Annotated in this window: 28 protein-coding genes; 12 read left to right on the forward strand and 16 right to left on the reverse strand. The window is 63.3% G+C overall.

Annotation, left to right across the window (positions count from 1 at the left end):
• Positions 1-23 precede the first annotated feature (23 nt).
• Genes cyoB through GCN75_RS00780 form a run of 6 tightly spaced genes read left to right on the forward strand, consistent with a single transcriptional unit; the run spans position 24 to position 5,730 of the window.
• Complete coding sequence (gene cyoB, locus GCN75_RS00755) at positions 24-2,027, forward strand: cytochrome o ubiquinol oxidase subunit I (protein ID WP_152280900.1); 2,004 nt, start codon at positions 24-26, stop codon at positions 2,025-2,027.
• A complete protein-coding gene (cyoC, locus tag GCN75_RS00760; protein WP_086144570.1) occupies positions 2,020-2,658 on the forward strand; it encodes a cytochrome o ubiquinol oxidase subunit III in 639 nt (212 codons plus the stop codon). Before cyoB ends, cyoC begins: the two co-directional genes overlap by 8 nt.
• A complete protein-coding gene (cyoD, locus tag GCN75_RS00765; protein ID WP_099667923.1) occupies positions 2,655-3,041 on the forward strand; it encodes a cytochrome o ubiquinol oxidase subunit IV in 387 nt (128 codons plus the stop codon). Before cyoC ends, cyoD begins: the two co-directional genes overlap by 4 nt.
• Entirely contained in the window at positions 3,038-3,871 is an 834-nt protein-coding gene (locus GCN75_RS00770) for an SURF1 family protein (protein WP_152280901.1), read from the forward strand. Before cyoD ends, GCN75_RS00770 begins: the two co-directional genes overlap by 4 nt.
• Positions 3,855-5,204 carry an ATP-binding protein gene (locus GCN75_RS00775; protein ID WP_152280902.1) on the forward strand — a complete coding sequence of 450 codons (1,350 nt, stop codon included), beginning with the start codon at positions 3,855-3,857 and terminating at the stop codon, positions 5,202-5,204. Before GCN75_RS00770 ends, GCN75_RS00775 begins: the two co-directional genes overlap by 17 nt.
• Positions 5,194-5,730, forward strand: coding sequence for a response regulator transcription factor (locus GCN75_RS00780; RefSeq protein ID WP_034788474.1), 537 nt, complete (start codon positions 5,194-5,196; stop codon positions 5,728-5,730). Before GCN75_RS00775 ends, GCN75_RS00780 begins: the two co-directional genes overlap by 11 nt.
• Before the next feature lie 85 nt (positions 5,731-5,815).
• Here GCN75_RS00780 and GCN75_RS00785 read toward each other — a convergent pair whose 3' ends face one another.
• From GCN75_RS00785 to GCN75_RS00850, 14 genes are all read right to left on the reverse strand, one after another.
• Entirely contained in the window at positions 5,816-6,220 is a 405-nt protein-coding gene (locus GCN75_RS00785; RefSeq protein WP_152280903.1) for a hypothetical protein, read from the reverse strand.
• 50 nt (positions 6,221-6,270) lie between these two features.
• Positions 6,271-6,930 (reverse strand): hypothetical protein, encoded by a 660-nt coding sequence (locus tag GCN75_RS00790; protein WP_152280904.1) that lies wholly within the window; start codon positions 6,928-6,930, stop codon positions 6,271-6,273.
• Positions 6,931-7,321: 391 nt separating this feature from the next.
• A complete protein-coding gene (locus GCN75_RS00795) occupies positions 7,322-7,780 on the reverse strand; it encodes a DUF6998 domain-containing protein (protein ID WP_152280905.1) in 459 nt (152 codons plus the stop codon).
• Between the two features lie 170 nt (positions 7,781-7,950).
• Entirely contained in the window at positions 7,951-8,445 is a 495-nt protein-coding gene (locus GCN75_RS00800) for a GNAT family N-acetyltransferase (RefSeq protein ID WP_152280906.1), read from the reverse strand.
• A gap of 14 nt (positions 8,446-8,459) precedes the next feature.
• On the reverse strand, positions 8,460-8,816 hold the full coding sequence (locus tag GCN75_RS00805) for a hypothetical protein (protein WP_152280907.1): 357 nt from the start codon (positions 8,814-8,816) through the stop codon (positions 8,460-8,462).
• A gap of 181 nt (positions 8,817-8,997) precedes the next feature.
• Positions 8,998-9,510 (reverse strand): GNAT family N-acetyltransferase, encoded by a 513-nt coding sequence (locus GCN75_RS00810; RefSeq protein WP_152280908.1) that lies wholly within the window; start codon positions 9,508-9,510, stop codon positions 8,998-9,000.
• Positions 9,507-9,872, reverse strand: a complete 366-nt coding sequence (locus GCN75_RS00815; protein ID WP_152280909.1) for a hypothetical protein — start codon at positions 9,870-9,872, stop codon at positions 9,507-9,509. The genes GCN75_RS00810 and GCN75_RS00815 overlap by 4 nt, the downstream gene beginning before the upstream one ends.
• 28 nt (positions 9,873-9,900) lie before the next feature.
• On the reverse strand, positions 9,901-10,701 hold the full coding sequence (gene phnE / locus GCN75_RS00820) for a phosphonate ABC transporter, permease protein PhnE (RefSeq protein WP_152280910.1): 801 nt from the start codon (positions 10,699-10,701) through the stop codon (positions 9,901-9,903).
• Positions 10,698-11,528 carry a PhnE/PtxC family ABC transporter permease gene (locus tag GCN75_RS00825; protein ID WP_152280911.1) on the reverse strand — a complete coding sequence of 277 codons (831 nt, stop codon included), beginning with the start codon at positions 11,526-11,528 and terminating at the stop codon, positions 10,698-10,700. Before GCN75_RS00825 ends, phnE begins: the two co-directional genes overlap by 4 nt.
• On the reverse strand, positions 11,522-12,334 hold the full coding sequence (locus GCN75_RS00830; RefSeq protein WP_152280912.1) for a phosphonate ABC transporter ATP-binding protein: 813 nt from the start codon (positions 12,332-12,334) through the stop codon (positions 11,522-11,524). The genes GCN75_RS00825 and GCN75_RS00830 overlap by 7 nt, the downstream gene beginning before the upstream one ends.
• Positions 12,335-12,446: 112 nt before the next feature.
• Complete coding sequence (locus tag GCN75_RS00835; protein WP_193317333.1) at positions 12,447-13,325, reverse strand: putative selenate ABC transporter substrate-binding protein; 879 nt, start codon at positions 13,323-13,325, stop codon at positions 12,447-12,449.
• A gap of 26 nt (positions 13,326-13,351) precedes the next feature.
• Positions 13,352-14,416, reverse strand: a complete 1,065-nt coding sequence (gene selD / locus GCN75_RS00840) for a selenide, water dikinase SelD (protein ID WP_152280913.1) — start codon at positions 14,414-14,416, stop codon at positions 13,352-13,354.
• 42 nt (positions 14,417-14,458) lie between these two features.
• The gene (gene mnmH / locus GCN75_RS00845) at positions 14,459-15,550 is read right to left on the reverse strand and encodes a tRNA 2-selenouridine(34) synthase MnmH (RefSeq protein ID WP_152280914.1); all 1,092 of its coding nucleotides are present in this window, start codon (positions 15,548-15,550) and stop codon (positions 14,459-14,461) included.
• A 78-nt stretch (positions 15,551-15,628) separates the two neighbouring features.
• Complete coding sequence (locus GCN75_RS00850) at positions 15,629-16,771, reverse strand: FAD-dependent oxidoreductase (protein ID WP_226940968.1); 1,143 nt, start codon at positions 16,769-16,771, stop codon at positions 15,629-15,631.
• A gap of 89 nt (positions 16,772-16,860) precedes the next feature.
• Here GCN75_RS00850 and GCN75_RS00855 point away from each other — a divergent pair, with 89 nt between their 5' ends.
• Positions 16,861-17,544 carry a TetR/AcrR family transcriptional regulator gene (locus GCN75_RS00855; RefSeq protein WP_152280915.1) on the forward strand — a complete coding sequence of 228 codons (684 nt, stop codon included), beginning with the start codon at positions 16,861-16,863 and terminating at the stop codon, positions 17,542-17,544.
• Here the strand turns inward: GCN75_RS00855 and GCN75_RS00860 are convergent.
• On the reverse strand, positions 17,541-18,230 hold the full coding sequence (locus tag GCN75_RS00860; protein ID WP_152280916.1) for an LrgB family protein: 690 nt from the start codon (positions 18,228-18,230) through the stop codon (positions 17,541-17,543). The two genes, GCN75_RS00855 and GCN75_RS00860, sit on opposite strands and share 4 nt — an antisense overlap.
• A complete protein-coding gene (locus GCN75_RS00865) occupies positions 18,227-18,694 on the reverse strand; it encodes a CidA/LrgA family protein (protein ID WP_226940969.1) in 468 nt (155 codons plus the stop codon). The genes GCN75_RS00860 and GCN75_RS00865 overlap by 4 nt, the downstream gene beginning before the upstream one ends.
• A gap of 103 nt (positions 18,695-18,797) precedes the next feature.
• On the opposite strand from GCN75_RS00865, the gene GCN75_RS00870 reads away from it, so the two are divergent.
• From GCN75_RS00870 to GCN75_RS00890, 5 genes are all read left to right on the forward strand, one after another.
• Complete coding sequence (locus tag GCN75_RS00870; protein ID WP_152280917.1) at positions 18,798-19,706, forward strand: LysR family transcriptional regulator; 909 nt, start codon at positions 18,798-18,800, stop codon at positions 19,704-19,706.
• Between the two features lie 26 nt (positions 19,707-19,732).
• Positions 19,733-20,563 (forward strand): glutaminyl-peptide cyclotransferase, encoded by an 831-nt coding sequence (locus GCN75_RS00875; RefSeq protein WP_152280918.1) that lies wholly within the window; start codon positions 19,733-19,735, stop codon positions 20,561-20,563.
• 81 nt (positions 20,564-20,644) lie between these two features.
• Positions 20,645-21,511, forward strand: coding sequence for a hypothetical protein (locus GCN75_RS00880; protein ID WP_152280919.1), 867 nt, complete (start codon positions 20,645-20,647; stop codon positions 21,509-21,511).
• The gene (locus GCN75_RS00885; protein ID WP_152280920.1) at positions 21,508-22,155 is read left to right on the forward strand and encodes a hypothetical protein; all 648 of its coding nucleotides are present in this window, start codon (positions 21,508-21,510) and stop codon (positions 22,153-22,155) included. Before GCN75_RS00880 ends, GCN75_RS00885 begins: the two co-directional genes overlap by 4 nt.
• A gap of 281 nt (positions 22,156-22,436) precedes the next feature.
• Positions 22,437-24,461 carry a ferritin-like domain-containing protein gene (locus tag GCN75_RS00890; RefSeq protein ID WP_152280921.1) on the forward strand — a complete coding sequence of 675 codons (2,025 nt, stop codon included), beginning with the start codon at positions 22,437-22,439 and terminating at the stop codon, positions 24,459-24,461.
• Positions 24,462-24,463: the final 2 nt, after the last annotated feature.

Genomic DNA, 24,463 nt, shown 5'->3' on the forward strand with positions numbered 1-24,463 from the left:
CCCTTTTTTCTCTGAGAGTAACAATGCTAGACCATATTGATCTGACGAAGCTTATATTCGGCCGTCTGACTTGGGATGCAATTCCATTTCACGAACCTATCCTGCTGGCGACCTTTGCAATGGTCGCCCTGGGCGGTATCGCACTCGTTGCGGCACTGACGTATTTCCGCGTCTGGGGTACCCTGTGGCGCGACTGGATCACCAGTATCGACCATAAAAAAATCGGTATCATGTACATGATCCTGGGCCTCGTCATGCTGTTGCGCGGCTTTGCCGACGCGCTCATGATGCGCACCCAGCAGGCAATCGCCTTTGGCGACAATGCCGGCTTCCTGCCACCGCATCACTACGACCAGATCTTCACCGCCCACGGCGTGATCATGATCTTCTTCGTCGCGATGCCTTTCGTGACGGGTCTGATGAACTACGTGGTGCCGCTGCAAATCGGCGCGCGCGACGTGGCTTTCCCTTTCCTTAACAACTTCAGCTTCTGGATGACCACCATGGGCGCCGTCTTGGTGATGGCTTCGCTGTTCGTCGGCGAATTCGCCCGCACGGGCTGGCTGGCGTATCCGCCGCTGTCGGGCATCGTCGGCAGTCCGGACGTGGGGGTAGACTATTACATATGGTCCCTGCAGATTGCCGGGGTCGGGACGCTATTGTCCGGTGTCAACCTGATCGCCACCATCGTCAAGATGCGCGCGCCAGGCATGACCTGGATGAAAATGCCAGTCTTCACCTGGACCGCACTGTGCACCAACATCCTGATCGTCGCCGCCTTCCCGGTGCTGACGGCTGTATTGGCCATGCTGTCGCTGGACCGCGTTGCCGGCTTTAACTTCTTCACGACGGAACTGGGCGGCAACGCCATGATGTACGTCAACCTGATCTGGATCTGGGGTCACCCGGAAGTCTACATTCTGATCCTGCCGCTGTTCGGCGTGTTCTCGGAAGTGGTTGCCACGTTCAGCAGCAAGCGCCTGTTCGGCTACGCCTCGATGGTGTACGCCACCTGCGTCATCATGATCCTGTCGTACCTGGTATGGCTGCATCACTTCTTCACCATGGGTTCGGGCGCCAGCGTCAACTCCTTCTTCGGCATCACGACGATGATCATCTCGATCCCGACGGGCGCGAAGATCTTCAACTGGCTGTTTACCATGTACCGCGGCCGTATCCGTTTTGAGTTGCCCATGCTGTGGACGATCGGTTTCATGGTCACCTTCACCATCGGCGGCATGACCGGCGTATTGCTGGCCGTACCTCCAGCGGACTTCGTGCTGCACAACAGCCTGTTCCTGATCGCCCACTTCCATAACGTGATTATCGGCGGCGTGGTCTTCGGTGTCTTCGCTGCGATCAACTACTGGTACCCGAAAGCCTTCGGCTACAAGCTCGACGCGTTCTGGGGCAAGTGCTCGTTCTGGTTCTGGTTCGTCGGCTTCTACCTGGCCTTCATGCCGCTGTACGTGCTGGGCCTGATGGGCGTGACCCGTCGTGTCAACCACTTTGAAGATCCATCGCTGCAAATCTGGACCATCATCGCCTGGTTTGGCGCCGTCTCGATCGCACTGGGCATCGCTTCCATGCTGATCCAGTTCTTCGTCAGCTACCGCAACCGTCACGCCCTGCGCGACGTGACCGGCGACCCATGGGGCGGCCGTACGCTGGAATGGTCGACGTCGTCGCCACCGCCAGACTATAATTTCGCCTTCACGCCACAAGTGCACGAACTCGATGCATGGACTGATATGAAGAAACACGGTTACCAGCGTCCGACGTCCGGTTTCACGAAGATCCACATGCCGAAGAACACCTGGGCTGGTTTCGTGATCGCCGCACTGTCCGCACTGGTCGGTTTTGGCCTGATCTGGCAAATGTGGCTCGTCGCCAGCGTTGGCTTCGTGATCATGATGGTCACCATCATCGTCCATACCTTTAACTACAAGCGCGATTACTACATTCCTGCGGAAGAAGTGGTCCGTACCGAAGACGCTTATACTAAATTGCTGAGCAGCCATGTCTGATACCATCGCCCATAACACCGGCGCCGCTGGCGCCGCACCAAGCACGCGCAGCTACTTTGTGCGCGAGCACCACCCGGAAAACGGCAGCCTGCTGGGTTTCTGGCTCTACCTGATGAGCGATTGCCTGATCTTCGCCTGTCTGTTCGCCACGTACGCCGTGGTCGGCCGCAGCTACGCGGACGGCCCGACGGGCGCCGCGCTGTTCGACCTGCCGCTGGTGGCCGTCAACACGGCCATGCTGCTGCTGTCGTCGATCACCTACGGCTTCGCCATGCTGACCATGCAGCGCAAGCAATTGCGCAGCACCCTGGTCTGGCTGGGCATCACGGGCCTGTTCGGCCTGGCCTTCCTGTCGCTGGAAATGTATGAATTCATTCATCTGATCCACGAAGGCGCCGGTCCGCAGCGCAGTGCGTTCCTGTCGTCGTTCTTCGCCCTGGTCGGTACCCACGGCTTGCACGTGACGTTCGGCGTGATCTGGCTCGTGACCCTGATGTTCCAGTTGAACAAGCATGGCCTGACCCCGGAAAACGGCCGTCGCATGATGTGCCTGTCGCTGTTCTGGCATTTCCTGGACGTCATCTGGATCGGCGTCTTCACCTTTGTCTACCTGATGGGAGTGCTGCCATGAGCGACCACCACACACACGGCGATAGCCACCACCATGACGATCACGATCATGGCAGCCTGAAAAGCTATACCATCGGCTTCATCCTGTCGGTGATCCTGACGGCCATTCCGTTCTGGCTGGTGATGACGAAAGCCATCACCAACTCGGGCACCATGGGCCTGGTCCTGCTGGCGTTCGCGGCTGTTCAAGTGGTGGTACACATGGTGTACTTCCTGCACATGAACACCAAGTCCGAAGGCGGCTGGAACATGATGGCGCTGATCTTCACGATCATGATCGTGGGTATTGCCATGGCTGGTTCCCTGTGGGTCATGTACCACATGAACCACAACATGATGCCGGATCTGATGCCTGAGTACATGCATACGAAAACGGCTCCATGATGAGTCAAACGCGCCCAAGCAACACCGGGCGCGCCCCTGGCGCCGCATCGCAAGATGCCGCGCCAGGCCCACGCGGCATGGCTGTGCGGTATGCACTGGCCTTGCTGGCGGGGATCTTGTTTGCCGGTTTCTGTGCCCTGGGTACCTGGCAAGTCAAGCGCCTGTTCTGGAAGCTTGACCTGATCGAGCGCGTCGAACAACGCGTACATGCGCCCGCAACGGACGCACCTGGACCCGCAGCTTGGGCCAGTGTCACGCAGCAAACGGATGAATACCGCCATGTGCGACTCTCCGGTACGTATCTCCCCATTTTCAATACCCTGGTGCAAGCAACGACGGCACTGGGCAGCGGCTATTGGCTGGTGACGCCCTTGCGCCTGGCCGATGGCAGCACCGTGCTGATCAACCGCGGCTTCGTGCCCAGGCGCGAAAGCATCGGCGCCAGCACGCCGGCCGGCATTGTCGAAATCGATGGCTTGCTGCGCATCAGCGAGACGGGCGGCGGTTTCTTGCGTGAAAACAGTCCTGCCACGCAGCACTGGTATTCGCGCGACGTGGCCGCCATCGGCGCCTCGCACATGCTGAGCAATGTGGCGCCATATTTTGTCGACGCAAAGGCAAAGTCGGAAACGGCTGCCGACGCCCCCGTCGGCGGCCTGACCGTGATTTCCTTCCATAACAGTCACCTCGTGTACGCGCTGACGTGGTTCGCGCTGGCCTTGATGGTGGCCGGCATCACGTGGTGGATCGTGCGCGAAGACAAGCGCCGCCGCGCGCGCCGTGCCGGCGGCAACAGTACCCAAGAAAGTGATCATGCCGGGCAGGATTGAGATCCTGCCCAACCGCGAAGTGCTGGAACGCGGTGCGGTGGCGGCCGAGATGGAACATCCGGCCGGCCACCAGAACATGAAGCTGCTGATCCAGCTGCGCTGGCTGGCCGTGATCGGCCAGATCAGCACGATCTTCGGCGTGGGCGTGGGGCTGGGCATCGCCTTGCCCGTGCCCTACATGCTGGAAGTGCTGTCCTGCCTCATCGCTTTTAATTTGGCCAGCCTGCTGCGCTGGCACGAACGCCAGCCCGTGTCCAACACGGCATTGTTCCTCGCCCTGCTGGTCGACGTTACCGTGCTGACGGCCCAGCTCTACCTGAGCGGCGGCATCAGCAACCCGTTTGCCTTCCTGTACTTGTTGCAAGTTATCCTCAGCGCCGTGCTGCTGGAAGTGTGGTCGACCTGGATCATGGTGGCCATCACCAGCCTGTGCCTGGCCGGCCTGGCCTTGCTGCCCGGCCCCCTGATCCTGCCCATCGACCCGGAGCGGGGCTTTTCCAGCCTGTACGTGCAGGGCTTGCTGATCTGTTTCATCCTTAACGCGGCCTTGCTGGTGGTGTTTATTACGCGCATCAACCGCAACCAGCGCGCCGGCGACGCCAAGGTGGCCGACCTGCGCCAGCGCGCGGCGGAAGAAGAGCACATCATCCGCATGGGTTTGCTCGCTTCGGGCGCTGCGCACGAGCTGGGCACGCCGCTGGCGACCCTGTCCGTCATCCTCGGCGACTGGCGCCGCATGCCGGAATTGAGCAAGAATGGCGAATTGCTGGAGGAAATCACGGAAATGCAGGCGCAATTGCAGCGCTGTAAGAGCATCGTCAGCGGCATCTTGCTGTCGGCAGGCGAGGCGCGCGGCGAGTCGTCCGTGAAGACGACGATCAACACCTTCCTCAACGACCTGGTCGACGAGTGGCGCAGCAGCCGGCCCATCCATGATTTCGAGTACGATAACCGCATCGAGCACGACGTACCCGTCGTCTTCGATTCGACCCTGAAGCAAACCATCTGCAATGTGCTCGACAATGCACTGGAAGCGTCGCCCGACTGGCTGCGCTTCGAAGCCACGCGCGAAGCGGACGCCTTGCACCTGGTCATTACCGATGCGGGTCCCGGCTTCGAGCCGTCGATGCTGACGCACCTGGGCAAACCGTATCAAAGCAGCAAGGGCAAGCCCGGCGGCGGCCTTGGTCTGTTCCTGGTGGTCAACGTTGCGCGCACCCTGGGCGGCACGGTGACGGCGCGCAACCGGGTGCAGGGCGGGGCGGTGGTGCACCTGGCCCTGCCGCTGGCGGCCATCAAACTGGAAAGAGAAAGCGACCACCATGCAGGATGACCGTCTGTTACTGATCGTGGAAGACGACGCCGCGTTTGCCCGCACCCTGGGCCGCTCGTTCGAGCGGCGTGGCTACCAGGTCATCCTGGCCACGAATTTCGACGAAGCGAGCGCCTTGCTCGAGCAGCATTGCCCCGACTACGCCGTCGTCGACTTAAAACTTAACGGCAATACCTCGGGCCTGGCCTGCGTGCAGATGCTGCACCAGCACGACCCGGAGATGCTGATCGTCGTGCTGACGGGCTACGCCAGCATCGGCACGGCAGTCGAAGCCATCAAGCTGGGCGCCTGCCAGTACCTGGCGAAACCGTCGAACACGGACGATATCGAAGCGGCCTTCGGCCACGTGGCCGGCAACGCCGATATCGAACTGACGAACCGCGCTACCAACATCAAGACCCTGGAATGGGAACGCATCCATGAAATGCTGGCCGAGACGGATTTCAATATCTCGGAAACGGCGAGACGACTGGGCATGCACCGGCGCACCCTGGCGCGCAAATTGGAAAAGCAGCGGGTGAAATAGCCGCTGAAATTGTGGACCTGGCTGGCGGCAAAGGAATGGGGAAGCACCGTCCGCTGTCAGGGCAATGGATTCCAAGTGCGCGGTCTTAAAATCTGTAGCAGTGTGCCTGCTGGCCTTCGCTGCGCATAAATGGCACGGTCAACAGCAGCGAAGTCTCGCGCTGGCAGGCCAGCAGCGCGCCCTTTGCGTTATCCACCCCTTTTTCTATCCAGCTTCGTTTCCAGGCGCGCGCCAATGCCATGGACAGCGCTGTGTCGGATGCTGGTGAATTGATTTCCACTGTCGTGTATGCAGGAACCTTGCCGTCGGATGGCATGTGCAATACGCCAGGCAACTTTCTTTGGATGGTGCGAACAAGCGATGCGCCGTCCGATGCCATGAAGTGTTCGATATTATCGCTGCCGCAATTGGCCGTCTTGCACGTGCGGGCAAATGAGGGCGACATGATACCGATCACGATGGCAAAGAATATGACGCTTCTCGTTTTCAATATGCTGCCCCTATTTTTTCGTGATCCGCAGTGTGCCGGCACCGCGCCGGCTAGTCGTCGGCGAACGTCAGCTCGAGCACGCTGTCATCGCTCCAGTCCTGTTCCCGCAGCGGTGGCGTAAACGACGTTCCGCTGAAGGGCACGGGCGCGCTCTTGCCGTTGAAACTGATCGTCGCCGCCGCGATGCGCCGCGGTTCGGCAAAACTGTAGGTGCCCTTTTGCGACACGAAATTGCAGGGCCCGCCCAGCGCGCCCATCGCCGTGCGCATCGCAAACGGCAAGGTTTCCTTGTCGATGGCCCAATGGACTTCGCACGCCAGCCGCAGGTCGCCCAGGCGGCGGATCGTGTCGCTGGTGGCCGCACTCCTGACGTAGGGTATCCACCTGACGGACCCCGCCTTGCGGTTCAAGGTCAGCTCCGCCTTGTCATACAGGGGACCCTGCCCGACGGGCAAGCTGAAGATATTGCGTTCCCCCAGCGGTATCGCCATGCCCGCGTCGTCGCTTTCCAGCCGCAGCGCGATGGCGTGCATGTCGACTTCGGCACGGCGCGGCTCCAGGATGAATTTCAACTCGGCGCCAGGCGCCAGCGCATGCTTTTCCTCGAAGCGTTTGACGCCCTTGAGCATGGCGCTGTAGGGTTTCCAGTCCGGATCCCGGATGCCTTTGACATTGACGGATGCCGCCGCATCCGGCCCGGCTTGTTCCACGGCCGGCTCCACATCCGTCCTGGCCTGGACGGCAGCGCCGCATACACACAGCAGAAGACCAGCTATTGCACGCATATTCAGTTTGTTCATTAGAATCTCAAGTAACTGTTTATCAAGCCAGGAAACATCTGGTTTTCCTGCGCATTCATGGAAACGTGAGTGTAGAAAAGAATGGCGGTGAATGGGGACTTTTAGGACAGAGTGTCAATCTGGAGGAGTGGAGTGCTTGAATCAGCTGTTTTTTTTGCATTGCGCTTCAAAAATGGAGAGCACTCTTTTCGGGATCCTGCGACTGAACGCGTTTTCGTTAAATGGCAGGGGTAGTTACTGATTGGCCGAAAAGGAATCCCCCGCCAGCGATGGCGAGTTTCGTTGGATGGAATTGCAGCACTTACATGCCTCGTTTCTGAACTCTTGAATCGGGTGCTACTGCACTTGAAAGTTCCTTTAAAACTGCATTGGGAAAAGAAAGCAAAGTGCTGCCGATGCCACGTCGATGCGCGTATCTGTCATAAATCACACTGCCCGGACCGTTATATATTTCCTCGTAGCGCCCATCGGGAAAGAGTTTAAAGCCGAGAAAGTAGTCGGGGGTTCCCTTAAAGGTCAGGCTATCCTTGAACGTTGCCTTGACTTGCACACGTTTTCCATCGCTGCTAACCCCGTCGTAGACGGGCTGCGATACTTCGTCGAGTATCATGTCGTATTCGAGCGAGGCAATGATCTCCCCAATATCCCCCACAAGGCGGCCATCAACAGTGAATTTCCGGTTTGGAAATGTCGAATTGAGATGTGCGATACCTTGAAAGATCAGTGCGAGTCCTTCGGCAAGTGCTTTATGTTTCGGCATAATCGATCAATTTTTAATAATAGTAAAATCCCCAGCGGGGGCATTCCTGGTGGATTACTGCAAGTGTGCGTGGCAAACGAAACGTCCGCTCAAGGCCAATCCGGTGCAGCTTTCAAACAGCCACCGTTCCCTGGAAGATCTATCACGTGCAAGCACTTTCAGACAAGCCTTCATGCCGCCGCCAGCCACTCCATCTTTTGCACCTGGATATGGGGATGGCTTTCCAGCGGCTCCCATTCCGGTAAAAAGACAAAGCCCTGTTTCTGGTAGAACGCGGCCGCGCGGGTGTTTTCCGGCGCCACGTCGAGCACCAGCCGAGGATGGCCATTGTCGACGGCGCATTGTTTTACGGCATCGACCAGCTTGCGCGCCACGTCCAGGCCCCGATATTCGGGATGCACCCACATGGCGATCAGATGGCACTCGCCATTGGCACCCACCACTTGCGCGGCGAGGCCGATGGCTTGCCCTCCATCAAAGGCGAGGAAGAACGTGCGCTGCGGCGTGCTGACGGCGCGCTGCTGCCAGTCCGCATCGGAAAAACGGGCGGCGCTGGCGTGGCTGGCGCCGAAGGCCGTGGGGGCGTCGAGCAGGGCGGCCAGGCGCGTGGATTTCAGCGCCGGCCAGTCGGCGGCGCTGGTGGGGCGGATGAGGATGTGATTCAAGTCTGCGACATTCCTTAACTGGTGGGCGCGTCCGTGGACGAGGAAATCTTTTTGTACGCTTCCGCCAGCATCGTGACGGTCGCCACGTCGTTCACGCTGCGCGCTTCGATGACCGTTTCGCCCGCGGCGATGGTTACGTCACCGTCCGCATAGCTGGCGGGAAAGCGCCGCTCGACGATCCTGTTGCTCGCGACATTGCGCGAGTAGCGCAGCGCCACGAGCCGGTCGCCATCGTGCTTGATGACGACATAGTTCGGCACGGTGGTGCGTGCCAGTTTCCAGGTGCCGATAAAGTCTTCGACAGGGGCGGCGCTGGCGTTGGTGAACAGCCCGCAGCAGGCGGTGGTAATACCAAAAAACAATTTTTTCATGGTGCCGGCAATTCCATGCAAGGGTGGCCCGCATAGGCGGGAAAGACGTCCGTCATGCTTGAATGGCGTGGCGTGCGTCCATGGATGGCGCCAGTCATTTAAGTATTTGGCAATATTAACAGCATCACCGCCTTGCCGGTGCCCGTGCATGCGACAGTGTTGTATGCGCGTAAGACTTTGCCTAGCTATTGGCCTCAAACGCGCGGTGGTAGGTCACGTTACCTGTTGGTAAGGGCCCCGCCAGATGCAGCGCCTGGAAATACTCGGCCGGCACGCCCGGCAGGACCAAGGCAGCGTCCGCGCGGAAGCCGAAACGCCCGTAATACCGTGGATCGCCCAGTACCACGCAGCCGGCCGCGCCCAGCTGGCGCAAGTCGTCCAGCAATTGTCCGATGAGCTGGCTGCCCACGCCCTGTTGCTGATGACCAGGGGCAACGGAAACGGGACCCAGTCCATACCAGCGCGGCGTGCCGTCGCTGATGCTGACGGGGGAAGCGGCCACGTGGCCGATGATGGCGCCTTCCCGTTCGGCCACCAGCGACACGCTCAAGGCGCCCGCGGCACGCAGCGCGTGCACGATGAACTGTTCCGTGTGGTCCGTGTGTTCGGCATGCAGGAAGGCCGCGCGCGTGAGCTGGTCGATGGCGGTGATGTCGGCCGCGGTTTCCTTGCGAAGGATCAGCGCTTGCGTCATGACTGGTCCCACACTTCGATGGTCAGCAATTGCCCGGGCGTGCAGGCGGCGATGCGTTCGCCGTGCACGGTGATGGTGCCGGGCCAGCCCGTGGGCCGGTCCTGGGGAAATTCGTCATCGTGCGTTTCGGCAATGCCTGCCTGCAGCAGGGGCGCGATGACGTCCGCCGTGGCCGTGTAGCGGTTGGGGAAGCCGTTGAAGGCCAGCTGGGTGGCCTTGCCTTGCGTACACAGTTGCGCGATCCAGTCCGCGCCGGACAAGCCCGCTTCCCAGGTGGCGAGAAACGCCTGCTTGCCGACTTTCGTCATATCTGCCATCTGTTCGGGCGTTTCTGTCGAGATAATGGTCCACCAGCCGGACATGGGGTTTCCTTGTGAAAAATTAAACGGATCAGCGGGTCATGGCGCGCCGCAGCAGGTAGCTGAGGCCATCGACGGCGGCCACCATCAGCAGCATGGCGACGATGACGGTGGCGGCGCTCGGCATCTGGAACAGCGACAGGTGATACTTGAGCATCTGCCCCAGGCCGCCCGCGCCGACGACGCCGAGGATGGCGGCGGCGCGGATATTGTTTTCCCAGCGGTACAGGGTATACGACATCATTTGCGGGCTGCACTGCGGCAAGGTGGCGTACAGGAAGGCCACGGCGGGGCGCGCGCCGTTGATGCGCAGGGTCGCCGCCGGCAAGGGCGGGCAATTCTCGAAGGCGTCGGCAAACAAACGTCCCAGCACGCCTACCGTGTGCAGGGCCAGCGCCAGGGTGCCCGCGAAAGGGCCCAGGCCGGCGGCGATCAGCAGGATGGAGGCCCACACCAGTTCGGGAATCGAGCGCAGAACATTCAGCACGCCCCGTGTCGCGTTGCGCGCCACATTGCCAAAACGGCCGCTGGCGGGCAGGGCCAGCAGCGCGCCCAGCACGGCGGCAATCACCGTGCCGATGGCGGACATGGCCAGGGTCTCGAAGGTGGCCACGCCCACTTTCATGAGGAAGTTCGGCGCCAGCTCGGGCGGCGCGAAGCCGTGCAGGAAGTCTGCGCTCGTGTGCACGGCGTCGGCGCTGAAGAACTCGCCCCATTTCAGGGGCAGGGTGGCAAAGCTGGCGATGACCAGCAGCAGCAAGCAGGCCAGCAAGGCCCAGGTGGACCAGCGCACGGGCTCGGCAACAGGCAGCATGGACGTATCGCTCTTCATGCCAGCCTCCGGCGCAGCATGGCCGAGACGGCATCGGCGCCCGCCACCAGCAGCACGAAGACCATCAGCATGGTGGCCAGCTCGCTGCCCGCCATCATCTTCATCGATTCATCCATGCGCTGGCCCAGGCCGCCCGCACCGACAAAACCCATGACGACGGAGCCGCGGATCGCGCATTCCCAGCGGTAGATCGTGTAGGACACCAGTTCGGCGGCCGATTCGGGCAGGGCGCCATACAGCAGGGCTTTCAGCCTGCCGCTGCCGTTGTGCAATAACGCGTTGCAGGCGGCCGCGTCCGACGATTCGAGGATTTCCGCATAGACCTTGCCCAGCATGCCGCAATAGGTGAGGGCGATGGCGATCACGCCCGCCGTCGGCCCCAGTCCCACGATGCGCACCAATAACAAGGCCCACACCAGTTCCGGCACGCTGCGCAGCAGCACCAGCAGGGCGCGGATTGCGTGGCGCAGGGCGGCGGCCAGCGGCGACACCCGGCCGGAGCCGATGCGCGAAATGGACAGGCGCTCCGTCACCAGCAAGGTCAGGGGGATGGCGCCCAGCATGGCCAGCGCCATGCCGGCCGTGGCCATGGCAATGGTTTCCCAGCTGGAAATGGCTACCAGTTGCAGGAATTCCAGCGAGTGGGCGGGCGGCACGAAACTGGCAAGGAATTGCCAGGTGGCGGCCAGGCTTTGCGCATCCCATAGAATCCACGGCTTGAATTCCGCTTGCACCAGCATCGGCCACAGCACGAGCAGCACGACGGCAGCGCCGGTCAGGCGGCCGCGCCAGGCGGGGTCGCGGGGGATGGCGGTGCTCGTCAGCAAAGGGGCCTCGCGGCGTCCAGCTGCGTTTCCACGGCTTCGAACTGCGGGGCCGGATCGGCCTTGTTGCGGTACAGCGCTTCGATCATGGCGTCGCTGACCTCGGCGCCAGGCAAGTCGAAGACGATCTTGCCGTCGCGCAGGGCGACGATGCGGGGAAAACAGGCGCGCGCGATATCCACCTGGTGCAGGCTGCAGATCAGGGTGGCGTGGCGCGCCGTCGCTTCCGCCTGCAGCACATGGATGGTCTGCAAGGCCAGCGTGGGGTCGAGCGCGGACAGCGGTTCGTCGACGAGGAACACTTGCGCATCCGACACGAGCGCGCGGGCCATGCCGCAGCGCTGGCGTTCGCCGCCGGACAGGCGGTCGACCCGCGCATACAGCTTATCCTGCAGGTTGAATTTAGCTAAGGCGTCCCAAGCGGCGCGCGGCTCGACGGGCGCCAGCAGCGAACGGATGGCCGTCCACAAGCTCCATTGGGGCAAGCGGCCCGCCAGCACGGCGTTGACGACCCGCTGGCGCGGCGGCAAGGGCGGCGTCTGCGGCGCCAGGAACAGGCGCGCGCGCAAGGCGTGGCGTTCGCCGCTGCCGATTTGCCACGGAGAGGTGCCAAGGATGGTCAAGGTGCCGGACTCGGGGCGCAGCGCGCAGGCCAGGGTATGCAGCAGGCTGGTCTTGCCGGCGCCGGAAGGGCCGATCAGGGCGATCTGTTCACCTTGGGCCACGTCCAGGCTGAGTTCGCGCAGGGCCAGCGCATTGCCGGCGGCGCCCGCGTGGTGGACGCTGACCTTGTGAAGTTGGAATGTCATGCGTTTGTTGGCTACGATTGCTGGAAAGTTGTTACATCTATTGAAGTCCGGGGCAAAGAGCCGGGGTCAGACCCGACGGGTCTGACCCCAGATTTCTGCCGCGTGTCGGAAATTACTTCAACAAACCCGCATTGCGCGCAGCCGCTTCGATATCCTTGTAGTTCTCCGCCTTGGTGGGGATGAACTTCGTGGCGCGCTGCAGTTCGAGGATTTCCTTGCCTTCAGGCGTGGATGGATCGAGCGCCAGGAAGGCGTCCGTCAGCTTCTTGCGCACGGCGGGGTTCATGTCGGCGCGCACGCTCCAGTTGTAATCGTAGTAGCCGGGCGTCGTGTAGAACACGCGCACCTTGGCGGGATCGACCTTCTTCGCTTCCACCAGCTTTTCCCACACGGAGATATTCAAGGTGCCCGCATCGACCTTGCCGCCGGCGACGGCCGCCACGGTGGCGTCATGCGCGCCGGAAAACGCGATGCGCTTCATGTCCGTGTCCGGGTTGATCTTGGCGGCCAGCAAGTAGTAGCGCGGCATCAAGTGGCCCGACGTCGACGATTCCGAACCGAACGTGAAGTTCTTGCCTTTCAGGTCGGACAACTGATTGATGTCCTTGCTGGTGGTCACAAATACGGAGCGGAACTTCGTGTCTTCCTCGCGCTGCACCAGGGGCACGATCTTGCCACCGCTGCGCACGTTCGCTTGCACGAAGGTAAAGCCGCCGAACCAGACCATGTCGAGCTTGTTATTGATCAAGCCTTCCACGGATGCCGCGTAGTCGGTCACGGGCGTAAATTCCACCTTCATGCCCAGCTTTTTTTCCAGGTAGCTGCCCAGCGGCTTGAACTTGCGCTGCAATTCCGTCGGCGCCTCGTCGGGGATGGCGGAGACGCGCAGCACTTGCTGTGCCTGCGCCAGGCCGCTGTGAATGGCCAGGGTGGCGGCGACGGTGGCCAGGATGGCGGGGAACTTGGAAAATGAGTTGGAGAATGTGGTCATGGGACTGCCTTTGCAAAAAATATTCATTAGATTACGGAAACCCCGGTACTGCCTTCCTGCATCTCGCCGATGACGACGGCGTCGCCAAAGCCTTCGGCGCGGAAAATCGCCAGCACTTGCTCGACGGCTTCCGGCGCGCACGCCACCAGCAGGGGGCCGGCCGTCTGCGGATCCGTCAAGATCGCCTTGTCGATGGCGCTCAAGCCGTCATCGAGCTGCACTTGCGCGCCATAGCCCTGCCAGTTGCGGCCCGAGGCACCCGTGATGTTGCCGTTCTGCGCCAGTTGCTGCACTTGCGGCAGCAGGGGCACGTCTTGCATGGCGATACGCGCCTGCAACTTGGCGCCGCGCGCCAGTTCCAGGGTGTGGCCCAGCAAGCCGAAGCCCGTCACGTCCGTCAGCGCATGCACGCCGTCCAGCAGGGCCAGTTTCTTGCCCGGGGTATTCAATTTGGTGGTGTTGGCGATCAGGGAAGCGTAGCCTTCCGCATCCAGCGCATTTTTCTTCAGCGCGGCCGACAGGATGCCCACGCCGATCGGCTTGCCCAATACCAGCTTGTCGCCGGCGCGCGCGCCCGCGTTGCGTTTCACTTGCGAGGGGTGGACCAGGCCCAGCACGACCAGGCCGTAGATCGGTTCGACGGAATCGATGGTGTGGCCGCCCGCGATGGGGATGCCGGCCTGGGCGCAGATGGTTTCGCCGCCTTTCAAGATGAGGCCGATGGTTTCCACGGGCAGCTTGTTGATCGGCATGCCGACCAGGGCCAGCGCCATGATGGGCGTGCCGCCCATGGCGTACACGTCGGAAATGGCGTTGGTGGCGGCGATGCGGCCAAAGTCGAACGGGTCGTCGACGATGGGCATGAAGAAATCCGTGGTGGCGATCAGCGCCTGCTCGTCGTTGAGCTGGTAGACGGCCGCGTCATCCGAGGTTTCTATGCCGACCAGCAATTCCTTCGGCAGGGGAAAGCCGCCGCTGCCTTTTAAAATGTCGGCCAGCACGCCCGGCGCAATTTTGCAGCCGCAGCCGCCGCCATGGGCAAATTCGGTCAACCGGATGGGAGTATTTGGTGTTGCTGCGCTATCGGACATGGTCGTCATCCTGCTCAAAAAGGTCATGAAAGCTGCGCCGGCTTACGCGGCGCTGGCGGTACGGTGTTCGCCGACGATAGCACATAATGCGCGCGCGGCTTGCTCAAAGGCATGTTCTGAAATGTCGGGCAAGTGCAGCGGCGTCGCCTGGGCGTAGCGGCTGAAGTTGCGGGCGATCGACTGCCGGTAGACGGGGTCGTAATGCTGCACCAGCAATTCTTCCACCAGCTCGGCCATGCGGCCTGCCGTCGCCAATTGCTGCCAATGGGCAATTTTCTCCTTGCCATGCAGCTGCGTCAACAGGGCCAGCTGCACGTTCAGGCGCGCCGCATCGGCTACATAATGTTCGTAATCCTGCATCAGCAGCTGCACGCGCTGCTCCGTGGCCAGCTGCACGTCCGTGCAGGCGGCCGCGCGCATCTTGTCCATCAGCGCGTCGGGCACGCGCAAGCGGCCCACTTTCTTGCTTTCGGACTCGATGAACACGGGCAACGCGGGGTCGAAATGGCGCAGCTGCTGCCACAGCGCGCTTTCAAACGCCTTTTGCGCCGGCTGCTCGGCCTCGGGCAAGCCGCCCAGCACGGAGCCGCGGTGGGCCGCCAGTTGCTCCAGGTCGATCACTTGCGCGCCTTGCCTGTCCAGCACCTGCAGCAAACGGCTCTTGCCGCTGCCCGTGGGGCCGCACAGCACGTTAATGAAATCGAATCGGGCGGGCAGGGTGGCCAGCTCCGCGTTCACGTGGCGCCGGTATTCCTTGTAGCCGCCGTCGAGCTGCGTGACGGGCCAGCCGATGCGCGCCAGGATGTGCGCCATGGCGCCGCTGCGGTTGCCGCCGCGCCAGCAGTAGACGAGCGGTTTCCAGTGCTGCGGGTGGCCGAGAAAGCCTTCCTCGATATGCCGCGCGATATTTTTCGCGATCAGCGTCGCGCCCAGCTTCTTTGCCTCGAAGGCGCTCGTCTGCTTGTACAGGGTGCCCACGCGCACGCGTTCTTCATCGTCCAGCACGGGCAGGTTGATGGCGCCCGGCAAGTGGTCTTCCGCGAACTCGGACGGGCTGCGCACATCGATGATGGCATCGAACTCGCTCAGGCGGGGCAGGATGTCGCTGAAAGGCAGGACTGCAGGGTATTTCATCGTGGCGCGGCTGCTTGGAATGGGGAAAGACGTATTATCCCCGATAAAGGCCGCCGGCGTGGGGGCAAACGCCGCCCCTTACGCTTCCCCCGCCTGGCCGCCGTCCTGCATGGCCGTGAAGAACCGGACCAGGCTGTGCGGCGCGTCGTCGTCCAGGCACAGGCGCAACACGCGTTCCGATTCCGCCGCGGCGGCGCTGCTGCGCGCAAACAGCGCTGTTTCATACGCCAGCAGGGCCGCGTCCGCGTCGCCCCGGTGCGCGGCCAGCGCCTGCGCCAGCTCGGCGCCGTCCAGCATGGCCAGGTTGGCGCCTTCGCCAGCCGGCGCCATCAGGTGGGCCGCATCGCCCAGCAAGGTCGCGCCCGCCACGCGCTGCCAGCGGTGGTCAACGGGCAGCATGTGCACGGGACGGGGTACGGGCGGCGTGTCGGCGTCCGTGATCAGGGCCGTGAGCGCGGGCGCCCAGCCGGAAAATTCCGCGGCGATGCAGGCCCGGGCGGCGGCGGGATCGGCAAAGTCGATGCCGGCCAGCCAGCTTTCGGGCTTGCGCAAGGCCACATACGCATGCAGCACGCCATCGGCTTCGCGGTGGGCCTGGATGCCCTTGCCAGGCGCCAGCGCGAACAGGGCGCCGGCACCCACGGCTTGCGCGCCGGCCCCGTGGCGGCGGTCGCTGTCGAGCAGATACGTTTCGATGAAGGTGATGCCGCTGTACGCGGGCTGCGCGCCGGAGAGCAGGGGCCGCACCCTGGACCAGGCGCCGTCCGCGCCCACCAGTAGCTCGCTCGTCACCGTGGCGCCATTTGCAAAGCCCAGCATGTGCCGGCCGCCGTCCAGCGTCGCGACGCTTGCCAGCTTATGGCCCCAGTGCACGGTGCCGGCCGGCAGCGCGTCCAGCAGCAGGCGGCGCAGTTCGCCGCGCGGCACTTCGGGACGGCCGCCCGTGCCATCGTCCCCTTCGTCGAGCAGCACCGTGCCGTGCCGGTCGAGCACGCGGCTCGCTTCGCCGCCCGCATGGATGAGGGCGCGGAAGGCGTCATGCAGGCCCGCCGCCTTGAGCGCGCGCTGGCCGCTGTCCGCATGAATGTCGAGCATGCCGCCCTGGCTGCGGGCCTGCGGCGACGCATCCGCTTCATACACGGTGGCGGCGATGCCGTGGACGTGCAGCACGCGGGCGAGCATCAGCCCGCCCAGGCCTGCGCCGATGATCGCGATATGCATGGTGATCCTTGAAGGTGGTTTTAAAATGGAACTGGAACGACGTTCCACGAGAATTTTGCGGCACACCGGCATCTGTGTCAAGATAAGCGATGCCCGATACCGTAGCGACCCCACCACGACGCGCCGACTCGCTGACGCGCGACACCATCATCGACGCCGCCATTGCCCTGCTCGACACGGCCGGCGAGGGCGGCCTGACCTTCCGCGCCCTGGCCGCGCGCCTGGCCACGGGGGCGGGTGCCATCTACTGGCACGTGGCCGACAAGGACGATTTATTTACAGCCGCCAGCGACGCCATCGTGGCCCGCGCCATGGATGGGGCGCCGCACGGCGATACGCCGCAGGCGGGCATCCGCGCCGTGGCGCTGGCCATGTTCGAGGCCATGGATGCGCATCCGTGGCTGGGCTCGGCGCTGTCGCGCGCGCCGGGCCAGCTGCCCACTGTGCGCATCCTGGAGCGCCTGGGCCGGCAGGTGGACGCGCTGGGCGTGCCGCCGAACGGGCAATGGCTGGCGGCATGCACCCTGTTAAATTATTTGCTGGGCGTGAGCGGACAGAATGCGGCCAATGCCGTCATCGCGCGGGAAAAGGGGCTGGAGCGCGCGCATGTCCTCGACACCATGGCGGGCGTATGGTCGCGCCTCGACGCGCAGGCGTTTCCATTTGCCCGCAAGGTGGCAGGGCAGCTGCGCGCGCACGACGACCGCGAGGATTTCCTCGCGGGCATCGACCTGATCGTGCATGGCATGCAGGCGCTGCAAGAGGGACGCTAGCCCAGCAGGTGCCCCAGCAGCGGCGCCAGCAGCACCGTCACGACGCCGGAAAAGATCATCGTCAGGCTGGCCACGGCGCCTTCTTCCGTGCCCACCCGGCGCGCCACGGACAGGCCGAAACCGTGCGCGGCCGCGCCATACGGGGCGCCGCGGGCGATGCGCATGCGCAGGGGCAGCAGTTTCAGCAGCGGCTTGCCCAGCATCAAGCCAAACAAACCCGTCATCACGACAAAGATGCCCGTCAGCTGGGCCGAGCCGCCCATGTGGCGCGACGCTTCGAGCGCGAACGGCGTGGACACGGAGCGGGCCAGCAGGCTGCGCGCCATGTCGCCGTGCACGCCCAGCAGCCGGTCCAGCAGCAGGGTGGCGGCGACCGAGGCCACGATGCCGGCGCAGCTGCCCAGGCTCAGGGCCAGCCAGTGCTTGCGGATCAGCTTGCGCTCCTGGAAGATGGGCAGCGCAAACGCGACCGTCGCCGGGCCCAGCAGCCACGGCAGCCAGCGCGTCTCGCCGAAATACGTGGCGAACGGCGTCGAGGTGGCCTGCACGATGACGATCAGGATGGCCGAGGTGCAGATGGCGGGCGTGAGCAGGAAATGCGGGTGGCGCTTGTGCAGCGCCTGGTTGGCATAGAACAGCACCAGGGTCAGCAGCAGGAACAGCAGCGACAACATCAGGGTATTCATGCAGCCGTCCGCGCCGCGCGCTGGCGCAGCAGTGTTTGCAGGCGCAGCTTGCGTTCATAGCGGCACACCCATTCCACGGTCAAGGCCGTGGCCAGCATCACGCTGGCAAAGCCCAGGCCGATATTGAAGAACAGCATCAGCCCCTGCGCCTTCAGCAGCTGCGTAAATTGCACCACGGACACCACCAGCGGAATGAAGAACAGCAGCATATTGGCCAGCAGCCAGTTCGCGCCCAGTTCGATGGCGGCGGGCCGCACCCAGCCCGCCAGCAGCAGGGCCACCAGCACGAACAGGCCCACCACGCCGCCGGAAAACGGCAGGTGCAGGGCGGCGGCGGCTGCGTCGGCCAGCCACCAGGCAGCGATCAGCACGCCCACCTGCCACAAGGTCTGCACGGGCTGGCGCCAGGCGGGGGCAGGCATCCGGGAGACGGCGGCGGAGTGGTGCAGGACGGGGGCTTTCACGGCGGACTCTCAAACGGCAGGGGGAAGGCTTCATTGTAGGGACCCGACATCAAAAGATAAAATGACTTAAACTCATGATCATCATTCGATATTGGAATGCATCATGGATATCCGCTCCTTGCGCTACTTCGTCGAAGTGGTCGAGCAAAACAGTTTTACGCGCGCGGCCGCCAGGCTGCACGTGACGCAGCCGACCGTGAGCAAGATGATCGCCCAGCTGGAACAGTCGCTGGACCTGGCCTTGCTGGACCGCGCGGGCAAGCGCTTTACCCTGACGGACGCGGGCAAGGTGGTGCTGTCGCGTGCGCATGAATTGCTGGCCTTGCATGCGGAACTGAAGGTGGAATTGCGCGACCTGCAGCAGCTGGAGCGGGGCGAGCTGCGCGTGGGCGTGTCGCCGCAGACGCATTCCACCCTGGCGCCATGGCTGGCCGAATACCACCAGCGCTATCCGGGCATCGAGCTGAAAATGTACGAGAGCGGCACGCAGGCCATCGAGCGCGACTTGCGCACGGGCACGGTGGAACTGGGCACCATGCTCGACTATCCGGGCAATGCGGCCACCTGGCAGGATTTCGAAGCCTTGCCCCTCGTGCGCTCGCCCCTGTGCCTGCTGGCCGCGCCCGGCTCGCCGTGGCAGGGCCGTTCCTCCGTGGCCCTGGCCGAGCTGGCCGACAGCCCCTTCATTTTCTATGGCGCCGCGTTTGCCCTGAACGACATCGTGCAGGATGCCTGCCAGCGGGCCGGCTTCGTGCCGCGCATCACGGGCCGCAGCGGCCAGTGGGATTTCATTGCCTCGCTGGTGCGCTTGGGCGTGGGCATCTGCCTGCTGCCGAAGATGTATTGCGACACCCTGGAACAATCGCAGTTTGCCGTCATTCCCCTGGCCGGGCCGCCCGTGGAATGGAATCTGATGCTGGCCTGGCGCCGCGGCGGGCGGCTGTCGTTCGCGGGGCGCGCCTGGCTGGACCTCGTCAGGGCGCGCATGGCGGACGCGGCACGTTTACAATAGGCGCTCGCCAACTTCCGCCCCACCAGATGAACATCAACGTCAACGCCAAGGTTACCGCCAAAATCAAACGCACCGCCGGCTCGCTGCTGCTGGGATTGTTATGCACCGTGGGCCTGATGAGCGAAATGGGCTACGCCCAGGCCGCGCTTCCCGTGTATGGCTATTTCGTCAAGAATACCTATCCGCACGATCCCCAGGCCTTCACGCAGGGCTTGCTGTTCAAGGATGGCCATCTGTATGAAAGCACGGGCCAGAACGGCCAGTCTTCCTTGCGCAAGGTGGAATTGACGACGGGCAAGGTGCTGCAGAAAAGCATGCTGGACAAGAATGTGTTCGGCGAAGGCATCACGGACGTGGGCGACGAGATCCTGGGCCTGACGTGGATTTCGCAGACCGGTTATGTGTTCGACCTGAAGACGTTCAAGCTCAAGCGCAAATTCAGCTACCAGGGCGAAGGCTGGGGCCTGGCCAGCGATGGTCATTTCGTCTACATGAGCGATGGCACGTCCGCCATCCGCGTGCTCAATCCGAAAACCATGGCCGAGGTGCGCCGCATCGAGGTGAAGGCCGAGGGCCGTCCCATCGACCGCCTGAATGAGCTGGAAATGGTCGACGGCGAACTGTTTGCCAACGTATGGGGCGCGGACGTGATCGCCCGCATCGACCCGGCCAGCGGCAAGGTCGTGGGCTGGATAGACCTGACGGGCTTGCTGCCGCCCGAGCAGCGGGGCACGGCCAATCCCGACGCCGTGCTCAACGGCATCGCCTGGGATGCGCGCGGCAAGCGTTTGTTTGTCACGGGCAAACTGTGGCCCAAGCTGTTCGAGATCGAACTGATCGAAATTCAGCGCCGCTGATGTTTCCTATCGGACAGTGTTGCTGACGAGGAATCGTCTATGATGCGTTTCCTTCGCCTTGCGCGACCCTTGCAGGATGCCATGCCGTTTCTACCTCTGTTGCTACCTTTACGCCGCCTGGCGGCCGCTGCCGGCTTGCTTGCCGCCGTCTTGCCCGCCGCCCAGGCGCAAACACCATACGTGCCCGTGATGAAGCAATATGGCGACTTTGTCGTCACGCGCGACCGCCACGACCCGCTCGTCAACTTGTCTTTCCGCAAGCACGGCTATTGGCCCGGCGGCGCACGCGAAGTGGTGGAAGTGCGGCCCCTCAAGGCCACGCGCGATGGCCAGCCCATGCTGCTGGCGTTTACCAAGGGCTATACGGGACAGGGGACCATCCTGATCGGCGTGCAGAACGGCGTACCGCTGATGCGTCCCGTCAGTCCTTTGCGGCGCGACGACATGGTGCGCACGGAGCGCGACCCCGAATGGGGCGTGCCGCAGCCGGGCCGCAGCGAAATACTGCTGTTTGCCCGCGACGGTCGCGCGCTCGACACGGACTCGGGCGAACTGCTGTGGTTTGACATGCCGGGCATCGTCACGGGCGATTACGCGCCCGCCATGCTGGTCTCCGTCTCGCCCGACAGCCGGCGCGGCGCCTATCTGGTCCGCAGGGCGACCAGCGTGGAGGTCGTCGTCGCCACGCGCGACGATGGCGTGGCAGGCGTGCTGGCCTTGCCGCCCGACACCTATCAACGGTGGCTGAAGCCCTTGTCGCAGGTCGCTGGCGAACAGGCGGGCGCCGCCATCAAGGCGCGCCAGGGCCGCACGGATTCGAACCGCATCCAGCGCGAACTGGAACTGGCCTGGTTCGGCCAGCAATTTCAATGGACACTGGGCAAGAACGACTGGCAAGTGACGGGCCTGGGCCTCAGTTCCGTGCCGCCCGAGGGGGAACAGCCATGAGCATACCGAGACTGATCGCCGGCTGCCTCGCCGCCTCTGTGCTGGCCGGCTGCGTGCACGGGGAAATATTCGCCCAGGATTATCTGGCGCAAGACATCGACAAGCAGCAAGCCTTGCTGGAACTGGACGTGGTCTTCGGGCAAGCGCCCGATGACAAGCTGACGTCGCGCATAACGGCCCGCAATACCGTGGAATACACGGGCGCGCCGCATATCGTCGTGCCGTTTTACCAGAAGGGACTCGGCTTCGACCAGGGTTTTGCCGGCACCTATATGTTTGCCGTGCCCTATCCGATCGCCAAGGTCGAAACGGCCACGGCCAGCAGCCGCGTGTTTGGCCAGAAACTTGACGGGCAGCAGCAGGGCAGCCCCCGCTACCGCTTCCGCGTGCCGGGCAAGGCGCAGTGGAACAGCAATGAAACCTTCATGCTGGGCTTTGAGCGCAAGGGCCGCCGCGAAGAAATCACTTTCCGCTTCAGCAACGAGCAAAGCTGCCCGTCCGCCTTCCTGGCCACCACGCCTATCTATGGCTTTGCCATCAAGGTGGTCGCCACGTTCAAGGATAACAAAGGCTGCCTGAAAGTGTGCGACAGCCGCGACCAGTGGCCCGGTTTCTGCGCGTTCCAGCCGCCGCCCGGCACCTGACTTGCATCATGCAAGCCACGGGCCGGCGCTTGCCGGCGCCGCGCTTATACACGCGCGCGTTTTGCCGATTCTATTCAATTGTCATCGAATGGCCGCGTACGACGGCTATTTTCATGGCGAAAGGCAGGCTGGACTGACGCAGCGCCATGCCTGGGCCAGCGCATAAATCTTGCCGCAAAAATATCTTTCTCAAGCGTATGATTTCTGTGCCGTGAGCAGCGCACGCAGATGGCGCGTCCCGGCCCGATATCCGAAACGCATCCTTCCTGTGGAGAGATAGAATGAAAATGCCCGTTTTAGGCAGCACCCAGCCAGCCATCACCAGGCGCCCCCTCGACATGCTGGACACGGACAAGGCCGCCGTGCGCGCCATCGCCCAGGCGGCCGTCAGCGTCGAACTGTTCACCATTCCCCTGTACATGGCCACCATGTACTCGATCCATGGCACGCACCAGGTCAACTCGAAAGGCATCACCTATTATGAGGGCCGCCAGTGGCCGGGCATGGGTACCACGGCCCGCCCCGAGCTGAAGGAGCAAAAGGCGTTCAACATCATCTTCAGCGTCTTCATCCAGGAAATGCTGCATCTGCAGATGGCGGCCAACCTGGCCACGGCCATCGGCACGGCGCCGTGCTTCACGGGCTCGGAGCTGCAGTCGCAGGACCACGGCTGGACCTGCTATGGCACGCAGTGCACGGTGATCCCGCACATCGTCGACTTGCAGGACACCTCGGGCTACCGCCACGTGCGCGTCAACCTGGAAGAGCTGAACGCGAACCAGTGCGACCTGTTCCTCGCCATCGAGCAACCCGAGGAGCAGGCACGGGCCCAGCTGGCCGAGTTCGACAAGCACAACCACACGAAATATTTCCCCGAAGTACCGTTCGTGGGCTGGACGCCGGGCAAGCACGTGCAGGATTTGCCCCTGTTCGGCACCATCGGCTACATGTACGAATGCTATGCGCGCTACATCAGCATCGAATACGCGGATGGCCAGACCCTGTGGCAAAAGCTGTTCGTCAACGGCTCGGTGCAGCAGGACATGTTCAACAGCCAGGTGCAGGGCCATGCGCGGGCGGAATTTCCCAAGTTCGACACCTGCTTCGGCCCGCAAGACCAGGATGGCGGCCAGACGGGTTCGTTCAACAAGGCCATCGACATGATGGCGGCCATTACGGACCAGGGCGAGGGCAGCGAAGCGGCCATCCGGCGCTACCGGCGCGACGCGGCGCGGCGCCTGATGGCCGTGCAGCCCGACTACCGCGAAGACCTGGCCGCCTTGAAATGCGATTATCCGTCGTATGCGAACAATGGCAAGGATGCGGAATCGCGCGACGCGCAAGCGCGCCACGACAGCGCGCCGTTCGACCATTACGAGCGTTTCGGCCAGGTCAAGGCCATGCTGCCGGTTAAAACCTGGGCCAGCTGGCACGGCGAGGGCCAGCGCTGGACCGAGGCCATGCTGACCAACGAGCGCTACAACCCGGCCACTGCGCCCAGGAATATCCCTGCGCCCGCCGCCGTGGCAGGCGCCCTGAACCGCCTGAAGGATGCCAGCGGCACCCTGCAGATGCTGAGCACGGTCGCCACGGGCGCCATCTACGGCATCACTTCCGTGCTGGACAAGTACTGGCTGAACCAGGACCTGGACTTCCCGTATCCGTCGATGGTGGGCGCGGGCGACCGCATGGCCATCTGCTGGGCCGTGCTGGGCCAGGCGCCGAACCTGGCGACGGGCGTGCCGCTGGCCGAGAAAAGCGTGCTCTACCACGCCTGCCAGGGCATGCACCTGGAGGGCGAGGCCTCGTCCACCTGCGCCGCGCTGGCCGTCTACCATACCTGCCGCGGCTCGAACGGCTGCCATGCCCAGGGCGGCTGCGGTTTTGCCCAGGCCGACACGGGCGGCTCGTCCTGCGGCCACTCGGTCAAGCTTGCCGCGTCGCCCGGCACGCCGTGCTACGTGCCGCCACCGCCGCCGCAGCCCGACAAGGTCTACAGCGCGCCCAGCGACAACAAATGCGGCGGCTTCGGCGGCTGCGCCGTGCCGATTTCGGCCTCGCAGCTGTATCCGAACACGACGGGCAAGGAACCGCCCGAGCCTGCCACCATGACTCTGTACGATTTCGGTCCCGCGCCCGACCACCGCAGCATTGCGCTGGGACAGACCATGAGCTTTGCGCTGGGCGACAATGTCTACGACAAGGCCTGGGAAGCCTACGGCAAGGTGATGGCGGCGCGCGGCACGCCGGTGGGGGCGCCGCCGCCGCCCACCGACCTGCGCCTGGCCTTGCCGCCATCGACCTGATG

The sequence above is a fragment of the Janthinobacterium violaceinigrum genome (assembly GCF_009208555.1).
Classification (GTDB): Bacteria; Pseudomonadota; Gammaproteobacteria; order Burkholderiales; family Burkholderiaceae_D; genus Janthinobacterium; species Janthinobacterium violaceinigrum.